The 26,304-nt window shown below is 70.9% G+C and carries 21 protein-coding genes, 3 tRNA genes and 1 other RNA gene; 15 read left to right on the top strand and 10 right to left on the bottom strand.

The window, feature by feature from the left end; all coding sequences use genetic code 11:
• Nucleotides 1–101 precede the first annotated feature (101 nt).
• The 5 genes from dusB (at nt 102) to CVS47_RS07445 (ending at nt 5,465) form a co-directional block, all read left to right on the top strand.
• Entirely contained in the window at nt 102–1,268 is a 1,167-nt protein-coding gene (gene dusB / locus CVS47_RS07465; protein WP_127095517.1) for a tRNA dihydrouridine synthase DusB, read from the top strand.
• Complete coding sequence (locus tag CVS47_RS07460) at nt 1,258–2,604, top strand: deoxyguanosinetriphosphate triphosphohydrolase (RefSeq protein WP_127095516.1); 1,347 nt, start codon at nt 1,258–1,260, stop codon at nt 2,602–2,604. Before dusB ends, CVS47_RS07460 begins: the two co-directional genes overlap by 11 nt.
• On the top strand, nt 2,604–4,505 hold the full coding sequence (gene dnaG / locus CVS47_RS07455; RefSeq protein ID WP_127095515.1) for a DNA primase: 1,902 nt from the start codon (nt 2,604–2,606) through the stop codon (nt 4,503–4,505). The genes CVS47_RS07460 and dnaG overlap by 1 nt, the downstream gene beginning before the upstream one ends.
• Before the next feature lie 33 nt (nt 4,506–4,538).
• Nucleotides 4,539–5,330: an ATP-binding cassette domain-containing protein gene (locus CVS47_RS07450; protein ID WP_127095514.1), complete on the top strand. Its 792-nt coding sequence runs from the start codon at nt 4,539–4,541 to the stop codon at nt 5,328–5,330.
• Nucleotides 5,331–5,392: 62 nt separating this feature from the next.
• Nucleotides 5,393–5,465 (top strand) — tRNA-Asn (locus CVS47_RS07445).
• Between the two features lie 68 nt (nt 5,466–5,533).
• Here CVS47_RS07445 and def read toward each other — a convergent pair.
• Entirely contained in the window at nt 5,534–6,100 is a 567-nt protein-coding gene (gene def / locus CVS47_RS07440) for a peptide deformylase (protein ID WP_127095513.1), read from the bottom strand.
• Between the two features lie 42 nt (nt 6,101–6,142).
• Between def and CVS47_RS07435 the strand changes: the two genes are divergently transcribed.
• Nucleotides 6,143–7,234 (top strand): DMT family transporter, encoded by a 1,092-nt coding sequence (locus CVS47_RS07435; RefSeq protein ID WP_378790792.1) that lies wholly within the window; start codon nt 6,143–6,145, stop codon nt 7,232–7,234.
• Between the two features lie 35 nt (nt 7,235–7,269).
• A tRNA-Ile gene (locus CVS47_RS07430) sits at nt 7,270–7,343 on the top strand.
• 55 nt (nt 7,344–7,398) lie between these two features.
• Here the strand turns inward: CVS47_RS07430 and CVS47_RS07425 are convergent.
• Nucleotides 7,399–9,414, bottom strand: a complete 2,016-nt coding sequence (locus CVS47_RS07425; protein WP_127095512.1) for a DUF262 domain-containing protein — start codon at nt 9,412–9,414, stop codon at nt 7,399–7,401.
• Nucleotides 9,415–9,609: 195 nt separating this feature from the next.
• Here CVS47_RS07425 and CVS47_RS07420 point away from each other — a divergent pair, with 195 nt between their 5' ends.
• Both CVS47_RS07420 and CVS47_RS07415 read left to right on the top strand, forming a co-directional pair.
• On the top strand, nt 9,610–10,383 hold the full coding sequence (locus CVS47_RS07420; RefSeq protein ID WP_127095511.1) for a hypothetical protein: 774 nt from the start codon (nt 9,610–9,612) through the stop codon (nt 10,381–10,383).
• A gap of 190 nt (nt 10,384–10,573) precedes the next feature.
• Nucleotides 10,574–11,077 (top strand): DUF3145 domain-containing protein, encoded by a 504-nt coding sequence (locus CVS47_RS07415; protein ID WP_127095510.1) that lies wholly within the window; start codon nt 10,574–10,576, stop codon nt 11,075–11,077.
• 160 nt (nt 11,078–11,237) lie between these two features.
• Here CVS47_RS07415 and CVS47_RS07410 read toward each other — a convergent pair whose 3' ends face one another.
• The 6 genes from CVS47_RS07410 to aceE all read right to left on the bottom strand — a co-directional run bounded on the left by CVS47_RS07410 (nt 11,238) and on the right by aceE (nt 18,871).
• A complete protein-coding gene (locus CVS47_RS07410) occupies nt 11,238–12,476 on the bottom strand; it encodes a beta-ketoacyl-[acyl-carrier-protein] synthase family protein (protein WP_127095509.1) in 1,239 nt (412 codons plus the stop codon).
• Between the two features lie 72 nt (nt 12,477–12,548).
• Nucleotides 12,549–12,794, bottom strand: a complete 246-nt coding sequence (locus CVS47_RS07405; RefSeq protein ID WP_127095508.1) for an acyl carrier protein — start codon at nt 12,792–12,794, stop codon at nt 12,549–12,551.
• A gap of 74 nt (nt 12,795–12,868) precedes the next feature.
• On the bottom strand, nt 12,869–13,873 hold the full coding sequence (locus CVS47_RS07400; protein WP_127095507.1) for a beta-ketoacyl-ACP synthase III: 1,005 nt from the start codon (nt 13,871–13,873) through the stop codon (nt 12,869–12,871).
• Nucleotides 13,870–14,784: an ACP S-malonyltransferase gene (locus CVS47_RS07395; RefSeq protein ID WP_127095506.1), complete on the bottom strand. Its 915-nt coding sequence runs from the start codon at nt 14,782–14,784 to the stop codon at nt 13,870–13,872. The genes CVS47_RS07400 and CVS47_RS07395 overlap by 4 nt, the downstream gene beginning before the upstream one ends.
• Before the next feature lie 137 nt (nt 14,785–14,921).
• Complete coding sequence (locus CVS47_RS07390; protein WP_127095505.1) at nt 14,922–16,136, bottom strand: PucR family transcriptional regulator; 1,215 nt, start codon at nt 16,134–16,136, stop codon at nt 14,922–14,924.
• Nucleotides 16,137–16,144: 8 nt separating this feature from the next.
• Nucleotides 16,145–18,871 carry a pyruvate dehydrogenase (acetyl-transferring), homodimeric type gene (gene aceE / locus CVS47_RS07385; protein WP_127095504.1) on the bottom strand — a complete coding sequence of 909 codons (2,727 nt, stop codon included), beginning with the start codon at nt 18,869–18,871 and terminating at the stop codon, nt 16,145–16,147.
• 161 nt (nt 18,872–19,032) lie between these two features.
• Here aceE and CVS47_RS07380 point away from each other — a divergent pair.
• A tRNA-Val gene (locus CVS47_RS07380) sits at nt 19,033–19,108 on the top strand.
• Between the two features lie 37 nt (nt 19,109–19,145).
• On the opposite strand, the gene CVS47_RS07375 is transcribed toward CVS47_RS07380, so the two are convergent.
• Nucleotides 19,146–20,672 carry an amino acid permease gene (locus tag CVS47_RS07375; RefSeq protein ID WP_127095503.1) on the bottom strand — a complete coding sequence of 509 codons (1,527 nt, stop codon included), beginning with the start codon at nt 20,670–20,672 and terminating at the stop codon, nt 19,146–19,148.
• A gap of 125 nt (nt 20,673–20,797) precedes the next feature.
• Here CVS47_RS07375 and CVS47_RS07370 point away from each other — a divergent pair, with 125 nt between their 5' ends.
• The 3 genes from CVS47_RS07370 to rnpB all read left to right on the top strand — a co-directional run bounded on the left by CVS47_RS07370 (nt 20,798) and on the right by rnpB (nt 23,733).
• Nucleotides 20,798–21,529 carry a zinc ribbon domain-containing protein gene (locus tag CVS47_RS07370; RefSeq protein WP_127095502.1) on the top strand — a complete coding sequence of 244 codons (732 nt, stop codon included), beginning with the start codon at nt 20,798–20,800 and terminating at the stop codon, nt 21,527–21,529.
• A gap of 59 nt (nt 21,530–21,588) precedes the next feature.
• Nucleotides 21,589–23,325 carry a bifunctional 3'-5' exonuclease/DNA polymerase gene (locus CVS47_RS07365; protein WP_241240312.1) on the top strand — a complete coding sequence of 579 codons (1,737 nt, stop codon included), beginning with the start codon at nt 21,589–21,591 and terminating at the stop codon, nt 23,323–23,325.
• Nucleotides 23,326–23,366: 41 nt separating this feature from the next.
• Nucleotides 23,367–23,733, top strand: an RNA gene (gene rnpB / locus CVS47_RS07360) — RNase P RNA component class A.
• A 59-nt stretch (nt 23,734–23,792) separates the two neighbouring features.
• On the opposite strand, the gene ppgK is transcribed toward rnpB, so the two are convergent.
• Nucleotides 23,793–24,593, bottom strand: a complete 801-nt coding sequence (gene ppgK / locus CVS47_RS07355) for a polyphosphate--glucose phosphotransferase (RefSeq protein WP_127095499.1) — start codon at nt 24,591–24,593, stop codon at nt 23,793–23,795.
• Between the two features lie 77 nt (nt 24,594–24,670).
• On the opposite strand from ppgK, the gene CVS47_RS07350 reads away from it, so the two are divergent.
• Both CVS47_RS07350 and CVS47_RS07345 read left to right on the top strand, forming a co-directional pair.
• Nucleotides 24,671–24,859 (top strand): SPOR domain-containing protein, encoded by a 189-nt coding sequence (locus tag CVS47_RS07350; protein ID WP_378790797.1) that lies wholly within the window; start codon nt 24,671–24,673, stop codon nt 24,857–24,859.
• A gap of 98 nt (nt 24,860–24,957) precedes the next feature.
• A complete protein-coding gene (locus CVS47_RS07345; protein WP_127095498.1) occupies nt 24,958–26,295 on the top strand; it encodes a glutamine synthetase family protein in 1,338 nt (445 codons plus the stop codon).
• Nucleotides 26,296–26,304 lie beyond the last annotated feature (9 nt).

Genomic DNA, 26,304 nt, shown 5'->3' with positions numbered 1-26,304 from the left:
CGCGGTCACATCGACGCCTCCCCGGCGACGCCGCGGAGACGCCCGCGCACGGAGCCGGTCACGGCGGGCGGACGGCGCCCCGCATCTGGGAGAATGAAGGGATGACCACCGTCCTGTCTCCCGCCCCCGCGCTGCGCATCGGGCCCCTCGGCCTCGACGCGCCCGTGGTCCTGGCACCGATGGCCGGGATCACCAACACGGCCTTCCGCCGTCTGTGCCGCGAGTACGGCGCCGGCCTCTACGTGAGCGAGATGATCACCTCGCGCGCGCTCGTCGAGCGCAACGACACCACGATGCGCCTCATCCGCCACCACGAGTCCGAGACGCCGCGGTCCATCCAGCTCTACGGCGTCGACCCGCACACCATGTCGGAGGCCGTGCGCATCCTGGTCGCCGAAGACCACGCCGACCATATCGACCTGAACTTCGGATGCCCCGTGCCCAAGGTCACGCGCAAGGGCGGCGGCGCCGCGCTCCCGTGGAAGCTCGGCCTGTTCCGCGACATCGTCGAGGGCGCCGTGAAGGCCGCCGGCGACGTGCCCCTCACCGTGAAGATGCGCAAAGGCATCGACTCCGACCACCTGACCTACCTCGACGCGGGCCGCATCGCCCAGGACGCCGGGGTCGCGGCCATGGCCCTCCACGCCCGCACCGCGTCGGAGTTCTACTCCGGCACCGCCGACTGGTCGGCGATCGCCGCGCTCAAGGAGGCCGTCACCGACGTGCCCGTGCTCGGCAACGGCGACATCTGGTCGGCCGACGACGCCGTGCGGATGATGGCCGAGACCGGGTGCGACGGCGTCGTCGTCGGCCGCGGCTGCCTCGGACGACCCTGGCTCTTCGGCGACCTCGCCCGCGCCCTGGGCGGCCCGGAGGCCGCCGCCACCCCGGTGGTCGACGCCACTCTCGGCTTCGTCGCCGACGCCTTCCGCCGTCACGCCGAGCTGCTCGTCGAGTTCTTCGAGGACGAGGGCCGCGGATGCCGCGACATCCGCAAGCACGTCGCCTGGTACTTCAAGGGCTACCCCGTCGGCGGCGACACCCGCGCGGCGCTGGCCACGGTGTCGACGCTGGAGGAGATCGACGCGCTCCTGGCCACCCTCGACCTCGACGCGCCCTATCCCGGTGCCGCCGCGGAAGGACAGCGTGGCCGTGCAGGCACGCCGAAGCGTCCCGCTCTGCCCGACGGGTGGCTGGACTCCCGTGATCTGGGTGCCGCGGCATCCACCGCCCTCGCCGACGCGGAACTCGACCACAGTGGCGGCTGACGGCTCGGCGGTCGGCGCACTCCCCGGGCGCCCCGCGGGCTACGGGGAGGCCGACGCGGCCCGCTTCCACCGCGAGCAGCACCGCTCGCAGCGCGACGATTTCGCGCGCGACCGCGCGCGGGTGCTCCACTCGGCCGCGCTGCGCCGCCTGGCCGCCAAGACGCAGGTGCTCTCGCCCGCCAGCCCGGCCGACTTCGCCCGCAACCGCCTCACGCATTCGCTCGAGGTCGCCCAGGTGGGACGGGAGCTCGCGACGGCGCTTCAGCTGTCGCCCGACGTGGTCGACACCGCCTGCCTCAACCACGACCTGGGGCATCCTCCGTTCGGTCACAACGGGGAGCGCGCGCTGAACGACTGGGCCGAGTCCATCGGCGGCTTCGAGGGCAACGCCCAGACGCTGCGCATCGTCACGCGCCTCGAGCCGAAGGTGCACGATGCCGAGGGCCGGAGCTTCGGTCTGAACCTCACCCGCGCCAGCCTCGACGCGACGTGCAAGTACCCCTGGACCGCCGAGAACCCGGTGCCCGATCCGGGTGGACGGTTGAAGTTCGGCGTGTATCCCGACGATGAGCCGGTCTTCCGCTGGATGCGCGAGGGCGCACCCGGTCGCGTGCGCTGCATCGAGGCGGAGGTCATGGACCTCTCCGACGACATCGCCTACTCGGTGCACGACTTCGAGGACGCCATCGTCAACGGCTACCTCGACCCGGCGCGGCTGGCCGACCCGGCCGAGCACGATTCCCTCCTCAACGCCATCCAGACGTGGGTCGGGTTCGACTTCGCGCGCGACGAGCTGGCCGACGCCCTCTTCCGGGTGATGCGGCTGCCCGAGTGGCTCGACGGCTTCGACGGCACGCGCACCTCGCTCGCCCGGCTCAAGAACCTCACCTCCGACCTGATCGGCCGCTTCGCCCGCGCGGCGACCACGGCGACGCGCGAGGCCTACCCGGCGACCGTCCTCACGCGCTACCGTGCGCACGTCGTCGTACCGCGGGTCGTGGAGGCCGAGATGGCCGTGCTGAAGGGCATCATCGGCGCCTTCGTCGTGTCGATCGATGGACGGAAGGCGCTCTACAAGGAGCAGCGCACCGTGCTGAAGCGCCTCGCGTCGGCGCTGTGGGAGCGCCCCGAGGCGCTGGACGGCATCCACGCCGCCGACTACGCGGCCGCCGGCACCGAGGCCGCGAAGCGCCGCGTCGTCGTCGACCAGGTCGCCAGCCTCACCGACCAGCACGCCATCGCGTGGCACGGGCGCCTCGTGGGCGACGTGGATGCGGCGTCCCTCGGCATCTGGGCCCCGGGCTCGCGGCCGCCCGTGCGGACGGACGCCGGCTGATGGCGGGGCGCATCCGTCAGGCCGACGTCGACGAGGTCAAGGCCCGCACCAACATCGGCGACATCATCGGGGAGCGCGTCGCCCTGAAGACGGCCGGCGTGGGCTCGCTCAAGGGCCTCTGCCCCTTCCACGACGAGCGCAGCCCCAGCTTCAACGTGCGTCCGCAGGTCGGCTTCTACCACTGCTTCGGCTGCGGCGAGTCGGGCGACGTCTACTCGTTCCTGCGGGCCATGGACCACGTCTCGTTCACCGAGGCGGTCGAGTCCCTCGCCGGGCGCATCGGGTTCACGCTGCACTACGAGGACGGCGGCTCCGCGCCCGAGACGGCCGGGCGCGCGCGCCTCTACGCCGCGAACGCCGCGGCCGCCGAGTTCTACCGCGCGCAGCTGCTCGCCCCCGAGGCGGGCGTCGCGCGCTCGTTCCTGGGGGAGCGGGGATTCGACGCCGGCGCGGCCGCGCACTTCGGCGTCGGCTACGCGCCGAAGGGGTGGCAGGGACTCACCGACGCCCTCCTCCCGCAGGGCTTCACCCGCGATGAGCTGATGGCCGCCGGACTCGTCTCCTCCGGTCAGCGCGGCGTCTACGACCGGTTCCGCGGGCGGCTCGTCTGGCCCATCCGCGACGTGACCGGGCAGGTCATCGGGTTCGGAGCCCGCCGGCTCTTCGACGACGACAACGGCCCGAAGTACCTGAACACGCCCGAGACGGCCATCTATAAGAAGGCGCAGGTGCTCTACGGGCTCGACCTCGCCAAGCGCGAGATCTCCCGCGAGCACCGTGTCGTCGTGGTGGAGGGCTACACCGACGTCATGGCCTGCCACCTGGCGGGCATCACGACCGCCATCGCCACGTGCGGCACCGCCTTCGGCTCCGACCACATCACGGTGCTGCGGCGCGTCATGGGCGATGACACGGCCGCGGGCGAGGTCGTCTTCACCTTCGACCCGGATGCCGCGGGCCAGAAGGCGGCGCTGCGCGCCTTCGCCGACGAGAAGCGCTTCGCGGCGCAGACGTACGTCGCCGTGGCGCCGGGAGGTCTCGACCCGTGCGACCTGCGCCTCCAGCGCGGCGACGGCGCGGTGCGCACCCTCATGGACACCAAGGTGCCCATGTTCGAGTTCGTCATCGACCAGCGGCTGAAGGGCTTCGACCTGGCCTCGGTGGAGGGCCGCGCCGGTGGACTGCGCTCGGCGGCGCCCATCGTCGCCGACATCCGCGACCCCGCGCTGCGCCCCGGGTACACCCGCGTGCTCGCCCGCCGTCTCGGGCTCGACCTCCCCGAAGTCGACAAGGCGGTGCAGCAGGCGGCTCGCGCCGCCGCCGGACGCGACCGCAAGGAGGCCGCCACCGCGGACGCACGCACCGGCGCGTCATCCTCCGACCGCCGTTCCGACGCGGCCTCGCCGGATGAGACGCCCGGGGAGAGCCTGCTCCGCGTCACCATCGCGACCCTGCCGCGCTCGGCCGACGCCGCGCTCGAGCGGGATGCGCTGATGGGCTTCCTCCAGTTCGGGCACCGCATCGACGGGACGCTCCTGACCCGGGCGCTCGGGCTGCCGTTCCGCCACCCCGCCCTCGAGGCCGTCCGTCAGAGCATCGTCGCTGCCGACATGTCGCGCCCCGGATGGGCCGCAGCCGCCGTCACCGCCGTCCGGGAGCCGTTCCGCTCGCTCGGCGCCGAGCTGCTCACGGCGTCGTTCCCCGCGCGCGACGACGAGCACGCCGTGGCCTCGACGACCTCTCTCGCGAAGGGCCTGATCATGCGGGAGCTCGAGGGGAAGAAGCGCGAGCTTCTCGGGCACATCCAGCGTGTGGCGCCCGACTCGGAAGAGGGCCGCACGGTGCGGCTGCGCCTCCGCGAGATCGACCTGGAGCGCCAGGCCATCATCGACGCGGAGTAGCGCCCGGCGCACCCCACGGGGCAGGATGAACAGGTGTCACGCCAGAAAGATGCCGACGTCGCCATCCGCAGCACCGATCTGTCGGTCGCGCGCGCATCCGGCCGCGGCGGCTCCACCGCTCGGGTCGTCGACGGCGTCTCGTTCGAGCTGCCCCACGCCGCCTCGCTCGCCGTGATGGGACCGACGGGCGCCGGCAAGTCGAGCCTGGCGGCGGTCCTGGCCGGGGCCGACGAGCCGGGACTCGCCGTCGTCGGCGGCGAGGCACACGTCGAGGGCATCCCCGTGCGGCGCCCGGGACGCGCGCACCGCACCCTCACCTACGTGACCGGCTATCTCGCGCAATCGGCCGGCGCGCACCTCCCCGCCCGCCAGACGGTCTCGGAGGTCATCTCCGAACCGATCACGAGCCGCGACCGGCGCGTGAACGCGCGGGCCCTGGCCGTCCGCGTCGCCACGCTCCTCGACGAGATGCAGCTCCCGCTCGGAGCCGCGGCGAAGTACCCCTACGAGCTGAGCGCCGGCATGCGGCAGCGCGTCGCGTTCGCGCGCGCACTCGTGCTGCAGCCGCGCGTCCTCATCGCGGACGAGCCGTTCTCGAACATGGACGTCGAGGTGCGCACGGCGGCGCGTGAGGCGATCATCCGCCGCCGCGACGCCTACGGCATGTCGACGCTCGTGGTGACGAACGAGAAGGATGTCGCGGTCGAGCTGGGCGCCGCCGTCCTGGTGCTGCGGGCCGGGCATCCGATCGCCTACGGTCCGACGGCGACCGACCTCATGTGGTCGCCCAGCGCCGACGCCGGACACCGCCTCATCGCCTCCTGATGTCAGAAGCACCCGTCGGCGTTTGCTAACATGGTGTGGTTGCCCGGCGTCAGCCGGGCTCTTCCTCGGTAGCTCAATTGGCAGAGCAATCGGCTGTTAACCGATAGGTTCTTGGTTCGAGTCCAAGCCGGGGAGCGAACGGCCCTGGGCTCCACCCCGGGGCCGTTCCTCATTTCCGGGGGACATGCGCCGGCGGTGGGCGGTCAGGCGTCGATGTCGTCGACGCCCGGCATCCAGGCCTGACCCGGGCGCCCCCAGCCGCGCTTGCGGGCGATCTTCTGCACGGTCTTCCAGTCGCCGTCGTCGAGACGGTCGATGTAGAGGATGCCGTCGAGGTGGTCGAACTCGTGCTGCATGATGCGGGCGCGCCATCCGTCGACGTCGATGGTGACCGGAGCCCCGTCAAGATCCGTCCCCGTCACGCGGACGCGGTCGGAGCGACGCAGCGGGAAGCGCTCGCCGGGAAAGGAGAGGCAGCCCTCCGACTCGTCGTCGGGGTCGGGGTCGCCCGGCTCGGGCGGCGTCATCCAGAGCTCGGGGTTGATCATCACCCCACGCCAGGGGAGGCCGTCGTCGTCCGCATAGCTGTACGTGTAGAGCCGCAGCGACACCCCCACCTGCGGGGCCGCGAGGCCCACGCCGGGCGCGGCATCCATCGTCTCGAACATGTCGGCCACCAGCGCCCGCACCTCGGCGGTGATCTCCTCGACGGGGGCGGCGTGGGAGTGGAGGGCGGGATCTCCCATGATGCGAATCGGCAGAACGGCCATGCCTTGAGCCTATCCAGCGCACTGTGCGGTTAGTGTCGGAGCGTGATCTGGGTGCGCGGCGACATCGACAATCTCGGCGACGTCCGTGACGCCCTGGTCGGCGTCTTCGACAATCCCTCGCTGCTGATCGGCATCCCGCTGGCCCTGCTGGGCGCGGTGTTCATGTCGTTCGGCGCCCAGTACCAGCACCGCGGCGTCACCAAGGTCGAGGCGATGTCCGGGGGAGCCGCCTCCGGCGGTCTGTCGCTGACCCAGCTCGGCCGTCTCGTGACCCGCCCGTCCTGGGTGCTGGGGACGGTCATGCTCGGCCTCGCGATCGTCTGCCAGCTGGGCGCGCTCTCGTTCGCGCCCCTCATCGTCGTCCAGCCGCTCGGCGCCATCGCGCTCGTGATCACGACGCTGCTGAACGCCCGCATCAGCGGCCTCAATCCGACGAAGCGCTCCATCCGCGCGATCATCGAATGCGTCGGCGGCATCTTCATCTTCGTGACGATCGCCGCCCTCGTCGCCACCGACGAGCCCGTCACCACCCCCCAGCTGGTCACGGTGCTCATCATCCTGGGCGTCGTCACGGTCGTGCTGGCCGCACTGTGGTTCTGGTTGCGCTCGCGCATCGGCGCGCTGTTCTACATCGTGGCCGCCGGCGTCATGTTCGGGTTCGTCGCCACGCTGGCGAAGGTCGTCATCAGCCGCATCCAGACCGGCGACGTCGAGTGGTTCACCGTCCTGTGCATCGTCTCGCTCCTCCTCGCTGCGGGCATCGGGTCCTACTTCGTGCAGACCGCGTACTCCTCCGGTCCGCCCGACCTGGTGATCGCGGGCCTCACGGTGATCGACCCGATTGTCGCGATCCTCATCGGCCTGCTGGTGCTCGGCGAGGCCCAGAACGCGCCGCTGTGGGCGTACATCGGCTTCGGCATCGCGGGGGTGATCGCGGTGATCGGCGTCTACGACCTGGCGCGCAACCACCCGCAGATCAAGAGCGACAGCGGCGGGCTCCCGATCACCCGCGGCAGCGATGCGGATGAGCCGCCTGCCGCGAAGCCGAAATCGACGACGCCGCGCTTCGACGAGGCCGTGGCGAAGGTGTGGCCGAACCCGCCCGTCGACGACGACCGTCCGCCGCGCCACTGAGCCGGGGACGCGTCCCCGGTACACTCGCCATGCAGGGGGCGGTGGCCAAGCTGGTCAAGGCAGCGGGCTCATAACCCGACGATCGTGGGTTCAAGTCCCACCCGCCCTACGCGACGAAGGGCCGCCTCCGGGCGGCCCTTCGTGCGTGCGACGGACGTCGGGGCTCAGGTGGCCATGTGCTCCGCGAGGTAGGAGTACTTGACGAAGACCTCTGATGCCGTTCCGGCCTCCTCGAGCGCCTCCTGCAGCGCCGTCAGCATGTACTTCGCGTCCCAGCCCATGTAGAGGTGGTTGTCGTCGTCGAGGCGGTCCCACTGTCCGTTCCAGGACGGAGCCGGGTAGATCGGCCCGCCGCGCCGGCGGCTGAAGGCGATGACGCTCTCCGGCGAGTCGACCCAGAGCCGGCGGAAGATGCGGTTGAAGAGGTACTTGACGTCGTAGACCTCCCAGTGCTCGCCGCGGTATTCGACGTAGGCGAACTCCCGCTCCCAGCCCCGTGGCCAGCCGCGTCGACGCTGCGCGTCGAGGATGGGAGTCAATCCGTCGTCGTCGATCCCCGTGACCAGGGGTCGCCGCCAGACCTCCACGAACCGCCGGCCGAGCTCGGCGGTGCGGTGCGAGATCGATGCGGTGCTCCACGCGTCGACCGACGACAGCGCCCGCGTCTCGGGCACGGCGCTGCGCGCGTAGGCGCCGTCGCGCTTCTCGGGGAAGGACCGGTCCGCGACCGCGATCGCCGACTCGTCCTCGAGCAGCGCGAGGTTGCCGATCGTCTCCGCGAGGGCGCGGTGGCTGTTCTGCTCGTCCTCGGAGTACTCCGACCACGGGCGTACCCCGTCGCCCGTCCACGTGTCGGGAGGTGTGAGCGGCACGATGTGGTCGACGCCGAACTCTGCGACGTCCACGTCGCCCGCGATCCGGCCCAGGACGAAGGCCGCGTGGGGGAGCGGGGCGAACTTCAGCGCCGCGCGCACGCGCTCGTCGGAGGGCATGATGCGGGCGATCGCCTGGGTGAGCGCCTGCGGGCCCAGCGCCTGCGCGCGGCACAGGCGCGCCACGAGACGGTCGACGGGCAGGCCGACGAGGGTGCGACGGAGGAGGAGTGACTGCACGTCATCGAGGACCTGAAGGAGGCCCGCACGATCGAGGTCGCCCTCGGCGTGATCGCGGCACGCCTTCATCACCAGCGGATACGCGTCGCGGCCGAAGGTGTTGAGGTGCACCAGCCGTCGCGCGACGTCCGCGTCGGCTTCGCGCGAGGGATCGAGGAGCACGGCGTAGATCTCCGCGTAGGCACGCCACTCCCGCGCGGACGCCCGCAGCGTCTCGGGGGTGAGCCGCGGGAACTCGTGCCGGAAGGCCTCGTACACGTCGCGGCCGCCCGCGGCGACCACCTCGCGGCCCGTGCGGAGCACCAGGTAATGGCGCCAGAAGCCGCCGATGCTCTCCCCGGTGCTGCGCTCGATCACCGACCAGAACTCGTCCTCGATGAGCGTCTGCTCCCGGTGCGACAAGCCCATCAGCACGTAATTGTGGATCAGCTCGTGGTCACGCAGCGGCTCTCCGGTGCTGTTGAGGCTTTCGAAGATCTGCTGCGCGTCCGCCCCCGCGCCGAGGGTGATGGCGACGTGCTCCAGGCGCTGCAGTCCGCCCCAGATGCGTGACACCTCCTCGCGTGAGACCTGGCTGCGGAAGAACGCGTAGTTGTCGTCGAACCTCGAGCCGCCGGCGGCCGCATCGGCCGGTCGGCGCGCGAGCACCACGTCCTCGAACACCTCTGCCCATGCCCGGTGCGGGCGGAGCTTCGTACGCTCCGGATCCGACGAGCGCACGAGCACCGTGTGCAGCTGCGCGGCGAGCAGAGGGTCGCTGTCGGCGACCGTGTGGTGCAGAGCGGCGATCAGCAGCATGAGCGTGGTGATGCGCTGCTGGCCGTCGATGAGCACGAGTTCCGATTCGCCGTCGGACACGCTCGCCGACGAGAGGATCGACCCGATGAAGTGCATGTGGCGGTCATCCGAGTCCGCCACGTCGCGGATGTCGGAGAGCAGCTGCTCGCAGGCGCCGATGTCCCAGCGGTACTGGCGCTGGTAGACCGGGACGACGATGGTGGTCTCCGCCGCCGCCAGCCACGAGATGGTGTTGACCGCGGTCGCATCGATGTTCGTGGCCGTGCCCATGCTCTCGTTCCGTGTCGCCGTCCGCCCGCCCAGCGACCCGACGGGTCCGGCGGACGCCTCACTCTAACCGACGCCTCCGGGCGGCACCGGGCGTGCGCCCGGCGTTCCGAAGATGCGAAAACACCCCGAGGTAGGCTTGCCTAAGTCGGGCCTGTTAAAACGTGCTGGCCCTCTACGAAAGGCATGACTCACCTCATGGCATACATCACCTCAGCCGCTCTCGCAGAGACCGGCTACGTCGTCCTCGACCGCTACAACCAGGAGCTCGATCCGAAAGAGTGGCTGGACATCGAGTACAACGACTGGAAGTCCTCCGGAGACACCCGCTTCGCGCCGCTGGCCAGCGCCTTCGGCGAGATCGAGTGCAACGGGTTCTGGAACCACAAGCCGCCGCGCACCGACAAGGACGGCGTCTGGATCGACTCGCAGGTCGAGAAGGCTCCGAACCTCACGCGTCGCGCCATGGAGCCCGGCTCCAACGTCGGTCGCTGCCGCGTGATCGAGCTGCAGCCGACGCCGTACGGCGAATGCCTCTACAACCTCCACCAGGACGACAACAACCGCCTGAACCCGGATGGGACGGGCTGGGTCGTCCGCGGCTTCTTCAACCTCACGGACGACACGGAGAGCTTCTTCGTGCTGCGCGAGAACCGCACCGACCCCGAGGGTGAGGTGCGCATCGCCCTGCCGGCCGGTGCGCAGCTGATCATCGACACCCAGCGCCTGTGGCACGCCGCGACACACGTCGGCACCGACCCGCGCTACTGCCTCATCACGTCGTGGACCTCGGGCCCCGAGCTCGACGCCTACATCGCGAAGTACAACGGCATGAACCACGTCGAGAGCGTCGAGGTGCCGCAGGACGTGCTGGACGCCGGCTACGCCGAGCAGGCCCGCAAGGACGCCGCGCGCGCCGCGTACTACGCCGCCAAGGGCCAGCAGGCCAAGCTCGCCATGAGCGAGGCGTAAGCCCCTGCACCCTCCGAACGGCCCCGGTCGCACCGACCGGGGCCGTTCGGCATCCACCACGCGACACCGCGGAATGACACGGTTGTGATTCCACGGCGCGGTGGGTCATAATGGCCGCACAACCGAACACGCATCGCCGCTGCATCCATCCAGGTCGTTGGGGAAGACGAACCTAGGAAACGGAGACGTGATGGCGACACCCACGGCGCGCGGAGTGGTCTTCATCCACTCGGCGCCTCGAGCACTCTGCCCGCACCTCGAGTGGGCAGTTGGTCGTGCGCTCGGACGCGCGGTGAACTTCGACTGGGCCGACCAGCCGGTGCTCGCCGGTGCGCGGCGCGCGGAGTTCTACTGGGAGGGCACGGCCGGAACCGGCGCCGCCCTCACCACCGCCATGCGCGGCTGGGAGCACCTGCGGTTCGAGGTGACGGAAGACCCCACGCCACGCAGCGACGGTGGTCGTTGGCTGCACACGCCGGGACTCGGCATCCACTACGCCCAGACCGATGCCGCCGGCAACGTCGTGATCGGCGAGGACCGCATCCGCTATGCGATGGAGGTCGCCGCCGGCGACATCTCCGAGCTGCAGCGCGAGCTCGGCGTCGCCCTCGGCTCCGCGTGGGACGATGAGCTGGAGCCCTTCCGCCACGCGAGCGACGACGCGCCCGTCGTCTGGCTCCACAAGGTCGGCTGAGGCGCACACAGGATTCGGGTGCGCTCAGGCGCCACGACCGGCGGTCGGAGGGGGGTTTTCCCGGACGCTGGGGAGGCGAATGGGCCACCTGAACACGAGGAACGCCCCCGGATGCTGCATCCGGGGGCGTTCTCCTCTGTCGCCGTGGCGACGGCGCGGGCTAGACCGATGCGAAGGCGACGACGGCGTTGTGACCGCCGAAGCCGAACGAGTTGCTGATCGCGACCTGCTGCCCGTCTCCGAGCGCCTGCGTCTCGCCCGTGATGCGGAAGGGCACGTCGGGGTCGGGCGTCGTGATGTTGATCGTGGGCGGCGCCACGCGGTCGCGCAGCGCGAGGATCGTGAAGATCGCCTCCAACGCGCCCGTGCCGCCGAGCAGATGCCCGGTCGAGGCCTTCGTCGCCGACACGGGGATGTCGGCGATCCGCTCGCCGAACACGCTGCGCAGCGCCGTGTACTCGTTCGGGTCGCCGACCGGCGTCGAGGTCGCGTGCGCGTTGATGTGCGTGACGTCATCGGGGGAGACGTCGGCGGACGCGAGGGCGAGCGTCACCGCGCGGGCCGCGCCGAGACCCTCGGGGTCGTTGGCGGTGATGTGGTACGAATCGGCCGTCACGCCGCCGCCGAGCACCTCGCCGTAGATCTTGGCGCCGCGCGCCTTGGCGTACTCCTCGCGCTCGAGGATCAGCACGCCGGCGCCCTCGCCCATGACGAATCCGTCGCGGTCGATGCTGCCGGGGCGGGAGGCGTGCGCGGGGTCGTCGTTGCGCTTGGAGAGCGCCTGCATCGACGCGAACGAGGCGATCGTGATCGGGTGGATCGCCGACTCCGTGCCGCCGGCGATGACGACGTCGGCGAGGCCGTCGCGCAGGTGCTGCACGGCGTTGACGATCGACTCGGTGCTCGACGCGCAGGCACTGGCCACGGTGCGGGCGAACGCCCGGGCGTTGAAGTGGAGGGAGAGGTTGCCCGCGGCCGCATTAGGCATGAGCATGGGCACCGTCATCGGCAGCACACGCCGGGGGCCCTTCTCACGCAGGGTGTCCCAGGCGTCCAGGAGCGTCCAGACGCCGCCGATGCCGGTGGCGAAGTCGACGCCGAGGCGTTCGGGCTCGACGTCGGGCTCACCCGCATCGGCCCAGGCCTCCATCGCCGCGACGAGCGCGAGCTGCGACGACGGGTCGAGGCGCTTGGCGACGGGCCGGGCGAGAACGGTCTCCGGACGCACCAGCGCCTCGGCGGCGAAGGTGACGGGGAGGCTGTACTTCTCGACCCAGTCGTGCTCGAGGCTGCGGGCGCCGGAGGCGCCGTCCAGGAGCGCCGACCAGCTCTCGGGCGCGGTTCCGCCGATCGGCGAGGTGGCGCCGATGCCGGTGACGACGATGCGTGACGTGCTCATGGATGGGTGTTCCTTCGTTGACCCGGTGGGGGCGGAGTGTCCCAGACGGGATCGCCCCCACCGGAACGGTGCCTACTGGTTCGAGGAGATGAAGGTGACGGCGTCGCCGACGGTCTTCAGGTTCTTGACCTCGTCGTCGGGGATGGTGACGCCGAACTTCTCCTCCGCGTTGACGACGATCGTCATCATGGAGATCGAGTCGATGTCGAGGTCGTCGGTGAACGACTTCTCGAGGGCGACCTCGTCGGCCGAGATGCCCGTCTCGTCGGTGATGAGCTCGGCGAGGCCGGCCAGCACCTCATCGTTGGTGAATGCCATGATGTCTCCGTTTCTTCGGGGGTCGCGGGCCCCGTCGGGGCCGACGTTCAGTCTAGGGTCGGAGGTCGCGCCCGTCAGGGAAGCACGACCACCTGGGCGCCGAACACGAGGCCGGCCCCGAATCCGATCTGCAGGGCGAGTCCGCCGCTGAGCTCGGGGTGCTCGGCGAGGAGCCGGTGCGTGGCGAGGGGGATGGACGCGGCCGACGTGTTGCCGGTCGTCTCGATGTCACGGCCGATGACGACCGTCTCGGGAAGGCCGAGCTGCTTGGCGAACTCGTCGATGATGCGCATGTTCGCCTGGTGCGGCACGAACGCCGCGAGGTCGGATGCTTCGACGCCTGCGGCCTCGAGGGCCTGACGGGCGACCTTGACCATCTCCCACACCGCCCAGCGGAAGACCGTGGGGCCCTCCTGCCGGAGGGTCGGCCACGGGGCGGTGCCCGCGCGGAACTCGTTCAGCGTGTGGTTCATGCCGACGGCGTCGGCCTTCGATCCGTCCGAGCCCCAGACCGTGGGGCCGATGCCGGGGGTGTCGGAGGGGCCGATGACCACGGCGCCCGCTCCGTCGCCGAGGAGGAACGAGATGCTGCGGTCGGTCGGGTCGACGATGTCGCTGAGCTTCTCGGTGCCGATCACCAGCGCGTAGGTGGCGGCTCCGGCGCGCACGAGGGCGTCCGCCTGGGCGACGCCGTACGCGAATCCCGCGCATGCGGCGTTCAGATCGTACGCGGCGGCGGGGTTCGCGCCCACGCGGTCGGCCACGATGGCCGAGACGGACGGCGTCTGCTTGGGGTTGCTCACCGTTGCCACCAGCACGGCGTCGATGAGGGACGGGTCGACGCCGGAGCGCTCGATGGCCTCACGCGCGGCATCCGTCGCCAGCTCGATCGCCGTCGTGCCCTCGAGGGCGCGGGTGCGGGTGATGATGCCGGTGCGCTGGCGGATCCACTCGTCGCTCGAGTCGATCGGCCCGATGAGGTCCTCGTTCGGCACGGAGACCTCGCCGCGGGCGGCGCCGTAGCTGTAGATGCGGGTGTGCGCGGGTCCGACGGATTGCTTCAGGGTGGGGGGGGTCATGCCGTTCCTCCGGTGATCAGGGCGGCCGCGGAAGGCAGGTCGTCAGGAATCTTCACGGCGACCGAGGGGACGCCGCGCAGGGCGCGCTTGGCCAGGCCGACGAGGGTGCCGGCCGGTGCCAGCTCCACGATGCCCGAGACGGATGCCGCGGCGAACGCCTGCATGCACAGGTCCCACCGCACGGGGGAGGCGACCTGGGCGACGAGCAGGTCCCGGAAGCGGGAGCCGTCGGCGACCTCCGTGCCGTCGCTGTTCGTCCAGAGGCGCACGCGTGGGTCGGACACCGACGCATCGGCGGACGCGGCGCGCAGCACCTCGACGGCCGGCTCCATGTAACGGGTGTGGAAGGCGCCGGCGACCTGCAGCGGGATCACGCGGGTGCCGGCCGGCGGCTCGGCCGACAGCGCTGCCAGCGCGGTGGCGGAGCCGGCGGCGACGAGCTGACCGCCGCCGTTGTAGTTGGCCGGCGTGAGCTCGAGCTCTTCCAGCCGCGCGACGACGGCGTCCTGCTCTCCGCCGATGACGGCGGCCATGCCCGTGTCCTCGGCGGCGGCCGCCTCGGCCATGGCGCGTCCGCGGATGCCGACGAGGCGCAGGGCGTCCTCCTCCGACAGCACCCCGGCGGCTGCGGCGGCGGCGAATTCGCCGACCGAGTGGCCGGCGACGCCGGCCACGGCGGAGCGGTCCTCGAGGGCGTTCCAGGAGAGGAGGCTCGCAGCCACGATCAGCGGCTGCGCGACCTGCGTGTCGCGGATGCGGTCGGCGTCCCACTCGGTTCCGGCGGCGACGAGATCGACACCTGCCCAGTCGGAGTAGCGCGAGAGGGCGTCACGGGCACCGTCTCGCTCGAGCCAGGGCGCGAGGAAGCTGGGGGTCTGAGAACCCTGGCCGGGGAAGACGGCGATGATCACCGTCCCATCCTGCCAGCATCGTCCGCGCCGCTCTGGCTCCTCCGTCACAAGAAACGTCGGATCCTTTGTGCGTGCCGTACAAACTCACGGAGTGACTACCGCGCGACCGCGAGCGAATGCGAGAGCGCGGAGCGACCTCAGGGACGGGGGCGACGCGGTGCGTTGCGTCGACGAGCCGGGTCGGGACCGACCGAGCCGAGGATCAGCGCGGTCTGGAGGATCAGCGCCTCACGCGGGCCCGTGGCATCCCATCCGATGACGTCCGAGACCCGTTTGAGGCGGTACCGGACGGTGTTGGGATGCACGAAGAGCTCGCGGGCGGTCGCCTCGAGCGAGCGTCCGTTGTCGAGGTAGCTCCACAGCGTCGTCACGAGGTCGGCGCTGTGGGCCTGCAGGGGACGGTAGATGCGCTCGACGAGCGTCTGCTTGGCGAGCGGGTCGCCGGCCAGCGCGCGCTCGGGCAGCAGGTCGTCGGCCTCGACGGGACGGGGGGCGTTGCGCCACGCCCGCGCGACGGCGAATCCCGCCAGCGCCGCCCGCGCGCTCTGTCCGGCGTCGACGAGGGCGGGGACGGCCGGCCCGAGCACCAGGTAGCCGGCGCCGAAGCCCGGCTCGAGGTGGCGGGCGATCTCGGTGAAGGGCAGCTCCGGCTCGGACTCGTCGCGCCCGGGGGACTGCGAGCGTCCGATCACCAGCACGAGGCGGGAGCCCTGCACGCCGATGAGCACGTCGACGCCGAGCTTGCGCGCGGTGCGGCGGAGCTGGTCGACGTCGAACTGCGCGGGAGTGGTGCCCACGAGCACCGACACCTCGCCGTGGCCGTGCCAGCCCAGGGCGGCGATGCGGCTCGGCAGCTCGTCGTCGGCCTCGCCGGTGAGGATGGAGTCGACGACGAGCGCCTCGAGGCGCGCGTCCCACAGCCCGCGGGCCTCGGCCGCCCGGGCGTAGACGTCCGCGGCGGCGAAGGCCACCTCGCGCGAGTAGAGCAGGATGCTCTCGCGCAGGTCTTCGCCCTTGCCCTGCAGACGCTCCTCCGTGACCTCGACGGTGACCCGGATGAGCTGCAGCGTCTGCGTCAGGCTGACGCTGCGCAGCAGCTCACGCGGCGCGGCGAGGAAGACGTCGGCCGCGATCCACGGCGTGGAGTTCGGATCGTCGTACCACTGGATGAACGAGGTGATGCCCGCCTGCGCCACCAGCCCGACGGCGCTCCGGCGAGCCGGCGGCATCTCCGCGTACCAGGGGAGCGAGTCCTCCAGTCGCTTCGTCGTCGCCGTCGCCAGGTCGCCGGAGATCCGCCGGAGCCACGCGAGCGTCTCGGCCTTGTCGGCCGGGGTGGTGCCGCGGGGCATCGTGCCCGTCAGCTCTCGCCGCCCGCGTTGCCGCTGGTGCCCGCGTTGACGTCGTGCAGGCGGTACTTCTCGATCGCCTGGGCCGCGAGACTGCGGTCGGCGGATCCCTCGTCGGCCAGGGCCTGGAGGGTGCGCACGACCAGCGACGGACCGTCGATCTTGAAGAACCGTCGTGCCGCCGGGCGCGTGTCCGAGAAGCCGAAGCCGTCGGCGCCGAGGGTCCAGAAGTTGTTCGGGACCCACGGGCGGATCTGGTCCTGCACCGCGTGCATGAAGTCGCTCACGGCCACGACCGGTCCGGGCACATCGCGCAGCTTCTCGGTGAGGTAGGCGGTGCGGCGCTCCTCCTCCGGGTGGAGGAAGTTGTGCTCGTCGGCCGACAGGCCGTCGCGGCGCAGCTCGTTCCACGACGTCACCGACCACACGTCGGCCTGCACGCCCCAGTCGTCGCGCAGCAGCTGCTGCGCCTCGAGCGCCCACGGCACGCCGACGCCGGAGGCGAACAGCTGGGCCCTGGGGCCCTCGCCCTCGGAGACGGAGATGCGGTGGATGCCGCGGACGATGCCCTCGACGTCGACGTTCTCCGGCTCGGCCGGCTGCACGAGCGGCTCGTTGTAGACCGTGATGTAGTACATGACGTTCGGATCGGGGTGCTGGCCGCCGTACATGCGCTCGATGCCCGAGCGCACGATGTGGGCGATCTCGTACCCGTAGGCGGGGTCGTAGGACACCGTCGCGGGGTTGGTCGAGGCCAGGAGGTGCGAGTGGCCGTCGGCGTGCTGGAGGCCCTCGCCCGTCAGCGTCGTGCGTCCGGCGGTGGCGCCGATCACGAAGCCGCGCGCCATCTGGTCGCCGGCGGCCCACTGGGCATCGCCCGTGCGCTGGAAGCCGAACATCGAGTAGAAGACGTAGACCGGGATGAGCGGCTCGCCGTGCGTCGAGTACGACGTGCCGATGCCGGTGAAGGCCGCCATGGCGCCGGCCTCGTTGATGCCGACGTGGACGATCTGCCCCTGCGGGCTCTCCTTGTACGCCAGGAGCAGGTCGCGGTCGACCGAGGTGTAGTGCTGCCCGTTCGGGTTGTAGATCTTGGCCGTCGGGAAGAACGCGTCCATGCCGAACGTGCGCGCCTCGTCGGGGATGATCGGCACGATGCGGTGACCGAAGCCCTTCACCCGCAGCAGGTCTTTGAGCAGTCGCACGAAGGCCATCGTGGTGGCGACCTCCTGCGTGCCCGAGCCCTTCTTCGGCAGCGCGTAGGCGTCGTCGCCGGGCAGGGCGAGGTCGACGTGCGTCGACGTGCGGGCCGGCAGGAAGCCGCCGAGGTCGCGGCGGCGCTCCATGAGGTACTGGATCGCCTCGTCCTGCGGTCCCGGGTTGTAGTACGGCGGCTGGTACGGGTTCTCCTCGAGCTGCGCGTCGGTGATCGGGATGTGCATGCCATCCCGGAACTGCTTGAGGTCCTGCAGCGTCATCTTCTTCATCTGGTGCGTGGCGTTGCGTCCCTCGAAGTGGGGACCCAGGCCGTAGCCCTTGATGGTCTTGGCGATGATGACCGTCGGCTGGCCCTTGTGCTCCATCGCGGCCTTGTACGCGGCATAGACCTTGCGATAGTCGTGGCCACCGCGCTTGAGGCCCCAGATCTGGTCGTCGCTGTAGTCCTTGACCAGTTCCAGCGTGCGCTCGTCGCGACCGAAGAAGTTCTCGCGCACGAAGGCGCCGCTCTCGGTCTTGTAGGTCTGGTAGTCGCCGTCGGGCGTGGAGTTCATCAGGTTGCGCAGCGCGCCGTCGGTGTCGCGCGCGAGGAGGTCGTCCCACTCGCGACCCCAGACGACCTTGATGACGTTCCAGCCCGCACCGCGGAAGAAGCTCTCGAGCTCCTGGATGATCTTGCCGTTTCCGCGGACGGGTCCGTCGAGGCGCTGGAGGTTCGCGTTGATCACGAAGGTCAGGTTGTCGAGACCCTCGTTGGCGGCGACCTGCAGCTGGCCGCGGCTCTCGACCTCGTCCATCTCGCCGTCGCCGAGGAAGGCCCATACGTGCGAGTCGGCGACGTCCTTGATGCCGCGGTTGGCGAGGTACTTGTTGGTCATCGCCTGGTAGACGGCGTTGATCGGGCCCAGACCCATCGACACCGTCGGGAACTGCCAGAAGTCCGGCATGAGCCGCGGGTGCGGGTAGGAGGGGATGCCGTTGGGCGACGCGGACTTCTCCTGGCGGAAGCCGTCGAGCTGCGCCTCCGTGACGCGGCCCTCGAGGTACGCGCGGGCGTACGTGCCGGGGGAGGCGTGACCCTGGATGAAGATCTGGTCACCGCCCGAGGGGTGGTCGGCGCCGCGGAAGAAGTGGTTGAAGCCGACCTCGTAGAGGGCGGCCGATGACGCGTACGTCGAGATGTGGCCGCCGACGCCGATGCCGGGACGCTGGGCGCGATGCACCGTGATGGCTGCGTTCCAGCGGATCCAGGAGCGGTAGCGGCGCTCGATCTCCTCGTCGCCGGGGAACTCCGGCTCGTTGTCGGGGGCGATCGTGTTGATGTAGTCCGTCGTGGGCACCATCGGCACGCCGAGGTGCAGGTCGTGCGACGTCTTCAGCAGGCTCAGCATGATCTCGCGGCCGCGGCCGTGGCCCTTGGCGGCGACGAGCTGCTGCAGCGACTCCTGCCACTCACCCGTCTCTTCGGGATCGCTGTCCTGCGAGTCCTGGGAATACGGATCCTGGTCGTGAACAGTCACGGGAGACCTTTCGTCGTCTGGCAGATCGTGCCAGGGATACGCGATCGGGCGGAGGCGGGCTCGGTGGAGCATGCACGGCGCACCATCTCTCAGCCTAGCGAGTCGCGGGTGTCCGGGCGCTCCGGTGTCGGGCTGGTCGCGACCGTAGACTGGAGCGACAGGGGCCTTTAGCTCAGCTGGTAGAGCGCCACGTTTACACCGTGGATGTCGTCGGTTCGATCCCGGCAGGGCCCACCATCCCGACCTCCGGACGCCGCGCGACGGTGGAGTCGCCCTACTTCTTCGTGCCCGGCGACCTCTTCGCCTGGTCCGGGCCGCTGACGACCCGGGGGCGCGTGACGTCCACGTAGTCGGGCTGCCCGACGCGGGCGTGCCGACGCGAGTACCCGAAGTAGATGATGAAGCCGATGGCGAGCCACACGAGGAACCGCAGCCAGGTGTCGACCGGCAGGTTGAGCATCAGGTAGATGCACACCAGCGCCGACAGCGCGGGCAGGAACGGGCTCAGGGGCACGCGGAAGCCGCGCTGCAGGTCGGGCCGCGTGCGGCGCAGCACGATGACGGCGACCGAGACGAGCACGAACGCCGACAGGGTGCCGATGTTCACCATCTCCTCCAGCGCGCCGATCGGCGTGACGCCGGCGACGATCGCGACGACGACCGTGACGAGGATCGAGGTCACCCACGGGGTGCGGAACTTCGGGTGCACCTTCGCCAGACCGCGGGGCAGCAGCGCGTCGCGCGACATTGCGAAGATGATGCGGGTGGCGCCGATCATGAGGGTCAGCACGACCGTCGTCAGTCCGGCCACCGCGCCGGCGGCGATGACCGTGGCCATCCATCCCTGCCCGTGGTAGCTGAACGCCGCGGCGAGGGCGGCCGAGGGATCGAGCTCGTCGTAGCGGACCATGCCGGTCACCACGATCGCGACGGCGCAGTAGAGCACGGTGCAGATCGCCAGCGACGCGATGATGCCGATCGGCAGCGCCTTCTGGGGGTTCTTGGTCTCCTCGGCGGTCGTGGCCACGACGTCGAAGCCGATGTAGGCGAAGAACACGAGGGCCGCACCGGCGAGGATCCCCCCCACGCCGAACGTGACGGGCGGCAGGCCGAAGATGAACTGGATGAGCGGCTGGTGGAATCCGCTCTCGGAGGCCGTCGGCACCGCGTCGGGCACGAAGGGGGAGTAGTTCGCCGAGCTGATGAAGCCGATGCCCATGACGATGACGAACAGGACGATGAACAGCTTCACCGCCACGAGCACGAGGTTGACGCGCATCGACTCCTTGATGCCCAGCGTCATCAGGCCGCCGAGGACGAGCACGAAGATGATCGCGACGATGTCCACGACGCCGCCATGGCTGATCGCGTCGGGCAGCACGATGCCGATCTGCCCCAGGAACACCTTGAGGTAGGCGCTCCAGCCCTGGGCGACGACGCTCGCGCCGAGGAACATCTCCAGGATGAGATCCCAGCCGATGATCCAGGCGAACAGCTCGCCCAGCGAGGCGTAGGAGAACGTGTACGCCGACCCTGAGACGGGAACGGTGGAGGCGAACTCGGCGTAGCACATCGCCGCCAGCGCGCAGGCGATGGCCGCGACGACGAAGCTGAGCACGATCGCGGGACCGGCCACGTCGTGCGCGGCGCGCCCGGTGAGGGTGAAGATGCCCGCGCCGATCACGACGCCGACCCCGAAGATCGTGAGGTCCAGGGCGGTGAGCGACTTCCTCAGCTTGAAGTCGGGTTCGTCGGTGTCGGCGATCGACTGCTCGACCGACTTCGTGCGCAGAAGGCTCATCGTGCTCTCCTCGTCGTGGGCGTCCTCGCATGCTAGACCGCACGCGACGGAGGCGGGGGCAGCATGACGGACGACCATCGGATCGACCGGCGGACCGCGGCATCCCGCGCGGTAGGTTTGTGGACGTGAAAGCCAGCTACGCAGACCAGATCCGCCTCGTGGACGTCGCCGAGCTGGACGCCCGCATCGCCCGCGCGGAGCGCGCCCGCGCCAACCCGCCGCAGGCCGCCCGCGTGCAGGAGCTGGTCGCGCGTCGGGGCGAGCTCTCGCATCAGCTGTCGTCACGGCTCGGCGTGCGCGACGACCTCCGCTCGGAGCTCGCGCGCATCGAGTCGGATGTGGCCGTCGTCGACGCCCGCCGGGCGCGCGACACCGAGCGGCTTGCCGCCTCCAGCAATCCCAAGGAGGCTCAGGGCCTCGAGAGCGAGCTGCTCTCGCTGACCAAGCGCAAGGGCGACCTCGAGGACGCGGAGCTGGAGCTGATGGAGAAGCTCGAGCAGGCCGACGCCGCCGTGGTCGAGCAGGAGATCGTCATCGCGCAGGTGAACGCCGACGGCGCCGAGCTCAGCGCGGAGGCCAAGCGCGTCGTCGCCGAGGCCACCGCCTCGATCGAGGCGGCCACGCGCGACCGGGAGGCGATCGCGGCGACGATCCCTGCCGACCTCCTCGCCCTTTACGCGCGACTGCTGCCGCGCAGCTCGGGCGCCGCCCGTCTGACCGATCGCACCTGCGAGGGCTGCCGCATGGTGCTCGCCGGCACCGACCTGCAGAAGCTCCGCCTGGCCGCGGAGGACGACGTCGTGTTCTGCCCCGAGTGCGGCAGCATCCTCGTGCGCACCGACGACTCGGGGCTGTGACGCCCGACACCGGGAGGGGTCGTGACCGGCATCGGTGACGCCCGACACCGGGAGGGGTCGTGACCGGCATCGGTGACGCCCCGGCGTGGATCGTGCTCGGACGCGCGGCGTCCCGCGTCGAGGCCGTCCTGCTGGACGCGCAGGCGCGCGAGATCGAGCGGACGGCGGTGGATGCCGCGGCCCTGGCCGCGTGGATCGCCGAGCGCGAGGCGGCCCACGCACCCCGGTGGGTCTGGTCGGATGCCGCCGCGTGGTACCCCGCGCTGCTGTCCGCCGGCGTGCGCGTCTCGCGCTGCCACGACCTGCGCCTGGCCCACGCGGTGATCCGCGACGCCGCGTCGGTGACGGATGCCGCTGCGCTCCGCTCCGCGACGGAGTGGGATCGCGCGGGCGCGGTGGCCGAAGCATCCGCTGCGCCGGCGCTCTTCGAGCTCGACGACACCTTCGCACCCCCGGCCGGCCCGCCCGATGACGCCTCCGCCGTGCTGGCGGAGTTCGCCCGACAGCGCGACGCCGTCGACGGCTCGGCCGATCCCGGACGCCTGCGGCTGCTGCTCGCGGCGGAGTCGGCCGGCGCGCTGGTCGCCGCGGAGATGCGCGCCGCGGGACTGCCGTGGGACGCCGCCGTGCACGAGGAGCAGCTCGAGGCCGCCCTCGGTCCGCGGCCGCCCTCCGGCGCCGTGCCGGTCAAGCTGGCCGCCGCCGCGACCGTGGTGCGCGATGCCTTGGGCGACCCGACCGTCTCCATCGACTCGCAGCCGAAGCTGCTGCGCGCGCTCCACCGTGTCGGCGTGCAGGTGGAGACGACCGGCAAGTGGGAGCTGCTGCGGCACAGCCATCCCGCGATCGAGCCGCTCCTGGAGTACAAGCGTCTGGCTCGGCTGTACGCCGCGAACGGCTGGGCGTGGCTGGACGAGTGGGTCGCCGACGGCCGGTTCCGGCCCGTGCTGGTGCCCGCGGGCGTGGTCACCGGCCGATGGGCCTCGACCGGCGGCGGCGCGCTGCAGGTGCCGCGGCAGCTCCGCTCGGCCGTGCGGGCCGACCCGGGGTGGGTGCTCGTCGTGGCCGACGTGGCGCAGCTCGAGCCGCGCGTGCTAGCCGCCATGGCCCGCGACACTGCGCTCGCCGACGCCGCCCGCGGACGCGATCTCTACGAGGGCGTCGTGGACAGCGGCGCGGTGTCGACCCGCGCGGAGGCGAAGGGCGCGCTGCTCGGCGCGATGTACGGCGCCACGACCGGGGCGAGCGGACAGCTCGTGCCGCGGCTCCGGCGCACGTTCCCGAAGGCGATGGCGCTGGTCGACGACGCCGCCCGGGTGGGGGAGGACGGCGGTGTCGTGTCCACCTGGCTCGGGCGCTCCTCGCCCGCGCCGTCAACGGAGTGGCGCGAAGAGCAGTCGCGGGCGACGGAGGCCGACGCCACCGAGGCAGACGAGGCGCGGGCGCGGCGGCGCGCGCGCGACCTCGGCCGGTTCACCCGCAACTTCGTCGTTCAGGGCACGGCGGCCGAGTGGGCGCTCGCGTGGATGGCCGACCTCCGCGGCCGGCTGTGGGCGATCGATCCGGTGGACGAGTCGGATGCCGCGTCCCGCTCCGGTGTCGTCTTCTCGCGTCGCCCGCACCTGGCGTTCTTCCTGCACGACGAGGTCATCGTGCACGCTCCCGCGGCCCGCGCGGAGGAGGCGGCCGCCGCGGTGCAGGGGGCCGCGGCGGCCGCTGCCCGTCTGCTCTTCGGAGACTTCCCGCTGGATTTCCCCCTGGATCTGCGCATCACCGACAGCGCGGACAAGGCCTGACACGGAGCCGTCGTGCCGCGCCGGTAGACTTCACGGGCGAATGGGTCGGCTGGACGGTCGCGTCGCTGCGGTTCGCCGCAGCGCCGAGGAACGTCCGGGCTCCACAGGGCAGGGCGGTGGGTAACACCCACCCGGAGTGATCCGCGAGACAGTGCCACAGAGAACAGACCGCCACGGCTTCGGCCGCGGTAAGGGTGAAACGGCGGTGTAAGAGACCACCGGGGTCGTGGCGACACGGCCCGCAAGGTAAACCTCGCCCGGAGCAAGGCCAGACAGAGGATGCTGACGCGGCTCGCCGAGTCCTCGGGTAGGCCGCTGGAGCGGCACGGCAACGTGTCGCCGAGAGAGATGACCGTCCACGGGGCTCACGCCCCCGGACAGAACCCGGCGTACAGGCCGGCCCATTCGCCCTCTCGCACGGCTGGACCGTGCCCGCTCATGCCGCGCCGGCCTCTGAGGGCGCTCGCTCAGGCCGTGCGCGCCGGGAGCGCCTCGCGGATCGGAGCGGCCAGCGCGGCCGCGCCGATGATGCCGGCGTTGTTGCGGTGCACCGCCGGGACGATCGGCGTGTGGAGGTCAAGCAGGGGCAGGAACTCGTCGGCGTGCTTGGACACGCCGCCGCCCACGATGAACAGGTCGGGGCTGAAGAGGAACTCCAGGTAGCTGTAGTACCACTGCAGGCGCTTGGCCCACTTCGGGAAGTCGAGCTTCTCACGCTCCATGGCCGAGTAGGCGGCGTAGTGCTCCGCGTCGTGCTTGTGCTCCGCGCGCTGCACGTGGCCGAGCTCGGTGTTCGGGATGAGCACGCCGTCATACAGCAGTGCCGAGCCGATGCCCGTGCCGAGGGTGGTGAGCAGGATGAGGCCGTCCTTGCCGCGCGCGGCGCCGTAGCGCACCTCGGCGATGCCGGCGACGTCGGCGTCGTTGGCGAAGTGGATCTCGCGGCCCAGGCCGTCCTCGAAGAACTTCTCCGCTTCGAACCCGATCCACTTGTCCGAGACGTTCGCGGCGGACAGCGTGCGGCCGTTCTTCACGATCGCGGGGAAGGCGACCCCCAGCGGGGTCGCGGAGTCCTCCACCTCGAGCCGGGCGAAGACCTCCTTGACCGCCTTCAGCACGTCCGGCGGCTCCGCACCGGTCGGCGTGGCCACCTTGACGCGGTCCGTCAGCAGCGTCCCCTCGTCGAGGTCCACCAGCGCACCCTTGATCCCGGTGCCGCCGATGTCGATGCCCACTGCCGTCTTCTTCGCGGCCGTCTCTGTTGCCATGCTCACACCCTATCCAGGCTCATCGACCCGATCACTAGGATCGGTAGCGCCCCGCGGGGCCGACACAGCGAGGAGTCATGGTGACGAGCGACAGCGAGAAGTACTGGTACAACTTCACCACCAAGGCGGTGGAGCGCGGCTACGAGTCGCCCGCCATCGACCGCGCCGGCCCGTTCGACACGGCCGAGGAGGCCGCCGGTGCTCCCGCGCTGCTCGCCGAGCGCTCACGGCAGTGGGCCGAGGATGAGGCGCGCGAGGACGACTGACCTCACGCCATGACGGCGCCGCACCGCGGCGCGGACACGGATGCCACGTCGACGGAAGATAGTCTGGCGGAGGCGTGACCGGCTTCGGAAGGGACTCGATGGACAAGCAGCGGGACTTCGTTCTTCGCACGATCGAGGAGCGCGGCGTCAAGTTCGTCCGCCTGTGGTTCACCGATGTGATCGGCACCCTCAAGTCGGTCGCGATCGCGCCCGCCGAGGTCGAGGGCGCGTTCGCCGAGGGCCTCGGATTCGACGGGTCGGCGATCGAGGGGCTGACTCGCTCGTTCGAGTCCGACCTGCTCGCCCACCCCGACCCGACGACGTTCCAGACCCTGCCGTGGCGCGGCGAGATCGACCCCACCGCGCGCATGTTCTGCGACATCACGACGCCCGACGGCCAGCCCGCCGTGGCCGACCCGCGGCACGTCCTCAAGCGCACGCTGGCCAAGGCCGCCGACGCCGGCTTCACGTTCTACACGCACCCCGAGATCGAGTTCTACCTGCTGAAGTCCTCCACCTACGGCCAGGACGGCCCGGTGCCGGTGGACTCCGCGGGCTACTTCGACAACGTGCCCGGAGGCACTGCGCACGACTTCCGGCGCCGGTCGGTCCGGATGCTGGAAGACCTCGGCATCTCGGTCGAGTTCAGCCACCACGAGGGCGGCCCCGGTCAGAACGAGATCGACCTGCGGTACGCAGACGCCCTCGCGACGGCCGACAACATCATGACGTTCCGCACGGTGATCAAAGAGGTCGCCATCGAGCAGGGCGTCTACGCGACATTCATGCCGAAGCCCCTCAGCGGCAAGCCCGGCAGCGGCATGCACACCCACATGTCGCTCTTCGAGGGCGACACGAACGCGTTCTACGAAGAGGGCGCGCAGTACCAGCTCTCGCGTGTCGGACGACAGTTCATCGCCGGACTGCTGCGCCACGCCAACGAGATCGCCGCGGTGACGAACCAGTTCGTCAACTCCTACAAGCGCCTCTGGGGCGGTGACGAGGCGCCCAGCTTCATCTGCTGGGGGCACAACAACCGCTCGGCCCTCGTGCGCGTCCCGCTCTACAAGCCGAACAAGGGCCAGTCCTCGCGCGTCGAGTACCGCGCCCTCGACTCCGCCGCGAACCCGTACCTGGCCTACGCGCTCATGCTGGCCGCCGGCCTCAAGGGGATCGAGGAGGGTTACGAGCTCCCGCCCGAGGCCGAGGACAACGTCTGGTCGCTCACCGACTCGGAGCGCCGCGCCCTGGGCTACGCCCCGCTGCCGGCGAGCCTCGACCACGCTCTCGAGTACATGCAGGAGTCGGAGCTCGTCGCCGAGACGCTCGGCGAGCAGGTCTTCAACTACGTGCTGCTGAACAAGCGCAAGGAGTGGCAGGAGTACCGCTCCCAGGTCACGCCCTTCGAGCTGAAGAGCAACCTCGAGATGCTCTGAGCGGATCGT

This window comes from Microbacterium lemovicicum (assembly GCF_003991875.1).
Taxonomy (GTDB): Bacteria; Actinomycetota; Actinomycetes; order Actinomycetales; family Microbacteriaceae; genus Microbacterium; species Microbacterium lemovicicum.
This window is presented reverse-complemented; position numbering and strand designations above follow the sequence as displayed.